This is a genomic window from Enterococcus sp. CSURQ0835, from assembly GCF_902706605.1.
In the GTDB taxonomy this organism is placed as follows: Bacteria; Bacillota; Bacilli; order Lactobacillales; family Enterococcaceae; genus Enterococcus_A.
This window is the reverse complement of sequence record NZ_CACSLH010000062.1, coordinates 1-2,688: the sequence shown is the minus strand read 5'-3', so window position 1 is coordinate 2,688 and position 2,688 is coordinate 1. Positions and strand designations below refer to the sequence as shown.

The 2,688-nt window shown below is 39.5% G+C and carries 1 protein-coding gene; it reads left to right on the top strand.

Annotated features, from left to right (window positions below; translation table 11 throughout):
• Nucleotides 1–744 precede the first annotated feature (744 nt).
• Nucleotides 745–2,571: a group II intron reverse transcriptase/maturase gene (ltrA, locus tag GVJ38_RS13990; protein ID WP_159723806.1), complete on the top strand. Its 1,827-nt coding sequence runs from the start codon at nucleotides 745–747 to the stop codon at nucleotides 2,569–2,571.
• Nucleotides 2,572–2,688 lie beyond the last annotated feature (117 nt).

Sequence of the window (2,688 nt, the reverse complement as noted above, 5' to 3'; positions counted from 1 at the left end):
GGTGCGAAACGTTCCTACTTGAAAAGAGTAGGCACAGCACTTCATTAAATCAATATTTAATGTGTGTTGGAGAACTAAACACACGAATAGTCGAATGACGGGGTAACGCCCTGAAAGGCTACTTTAATACTCCGACTGGCAGAAACTTGAGTAAACAAGGCTCTGTCAGAAGCTCGGTGAAGTCGGCAGACAGACACCGTAACAGATAATGCTGACGAAAGATTCCCAGAGGTGGGCGTTGTGTCCTATATGCCGGAAGTCTATAAAATATCTATGGTTAGAATGTAGATGAGAGGTCTACTGACGAATCCTTGAATGTACAGGTCTATATCGGGGCTGGATAGAAATGTCCAGTGACACAAACAGTGTCGCTACTGTGGGTGAGTAAGACTCCGCATTTATGAAAATCCATATAACGTTAAAGGCGTTATCAAGGTAGCAGGCTTATAGAGGAAACCTAAGGATATATGTACAGATAGTGTGTTTGGAACGTTGAAAGCTGACAACATGGAGATTTTACTGTCTGTGAAGTGTTCACATTAGAAAGTTATTGTGAGATTAGCAATGATATAAGGTGTGTTAATGTCAGTGAGAGTGGTGGCACAGTACCTATGAAACCGTGATAACAAGCGGTGGAGGGATAGCCACTAGTCATATGAAGAATAGAATTACTAAGAAAAATGGTATGGGTTCGAGTAAGACTAAGAGATGTACTTGCTCCTGCAAACAAGGAGGGTACAGACCATGCTAAAGAAAAACAAGCTCCGCTATAACGAGTATTATGATATGCAACATATTTATGACGAGTTATACGCACAGAGCAAGAACGGTAATAACTTTTATAAGTTACTTGAAATTATTGGTTCGGAACAAAATATTTGTTTAGCTTACCGTAATCTGAAATCAAACAGTGGCAGTAAAACGGCTGGAACGGATGGAATGACGATAGACGATATAAAACAACTCAGCAATGCTGAGATTGTTGCTACCGTTCGGGAAAGCCTTAGCAACTACCGCCCCAAATCAGTCAGACGTGTTTTCATTCCAAAAGCTGGGAGCGATAAAATGCGTCCATTGGGGATTCCGTGTATCTGGGACAGGCTGGTACAACAATGTATCCTGCAAGTCCTAGAGCCGATATGCGAACCAAAGTTCCATAATCATTCCTATGGATTCCGTGCGAATCGAAGTGCCCACCATGCAGTCAGCAGAGTAACGACACTGATAAATTTATCAAAATATCATTACTGTGTTGACGTAGACATTAAAGGATTTTTCGATAATGTCAATCATGGAAAACTATTAAAACAAATCTGGACACTTGGTATTCGGGATAAAAGATTGATTTGCATTATCAGCAAAATGCTGAAAGCCGAAATTGACGGCGAGGGTGTCCCAGAAAAAGGAACGCCACAAGGCGGTCTGTTAAGTCCACTGCTCTCCCTCATAGTCCTTAATGAATTAGACTGGTGGGTAAGCAGTCAGTGGGAAACATTCCAGCCGAAGAACCGCAGTAAAAATGGGTGGCTTCAATACGCAAAGAAATATACCAAACTGAAAAGCGGTTTTATTGTACGTTACGCTGATGATTTTAAAATCATGTGTTCAACCTATGGAGAAGCACAAAGATTTTACCACAGTACCGTAGATTTTCTTAATAAAAGGCTGAAATTAGAAATCAGTCCAGAGAAATCAAAGGTAGTAAATCTGAAGAAAAATTCATCAGATTTTCTGGGTTTCAAAATCAAAGTCATCCCAAAAGGAAGAACGAAACACGGTTATGTTGCCAAAACAGATATGAACCAAAAAGCATTAAAGAAAGCGAAAACAAATTTAAAGTTAAAGGTAAAAGATATAGCCAGACATACGACTGGCTTCAATATCAGCAGATATAATCTGACAGTTATCGGTATGCAGAATTACTACTGCATAGCAACTAACGTATATAACAACCTGACAGAAGTAAGTTACGCTCTCTTACCGACCATACGAATCCGTTTAAGGAACATTGCAAAATCAGTTCCATTTGAAAGTACAAGTTCAGAATTTCAGAGCAAGACAAAAGGAATCAGACCAAAAACAAAAATAGTGATGATTGCGGATAATCCGCTATTGCCGATTCAAGGAGTACAACACAAAAATCCTATGAATTTCTCGCAAGATATTTGTAATTTTACAAAGCAAGGGAGAAACAAGGTGCATGAGGACGTTGTAGTTGTAACAAAAGAAGAAATCCGAGCGTTGTTGGAAAATGAAAACCCTGCCGATAGCGTAGAGTTTAACGACAATCGTATTTCGGCATATATCGCACAACAAGGCAACTGCTATGTAATGAATCGTCGAGGAACTCCGTCCACTCTGATATGTATTCACAAATCAGACAAAGGAGATAACCTTGATAGATATTCTAATCTGGCATTTGTGGAAATTCCCATTGCAAAGGCAATCCTAACAGAATCAGCAGACGAAGCAAAATCACTGTTAAAAGGTTATGTTCTTAATAGTCAGCAGAAGAAAAAACTGAACAGAATACGGACGAATTACGGATACCAGACAATAACTGGGAAATAACTTATAAATCTATTTGGATATGATGGAACGCCGTATGAAGCGAAAGTTTCATGTACGGTGTGAAGCGGGGGAAAACTTGGAGATAACATCAAAAAGTTACCTATCGCTATAACGTGG

Bases quoted from the DNA above. Each gene is read 5' to 3' on its own strand.
- ltrA (WP_159723806.1), top strand. From the start codon at position 745: ATGCTAAAGAAAAACAAGCTCCGCTATAACGAGTATTATGATATGCAA.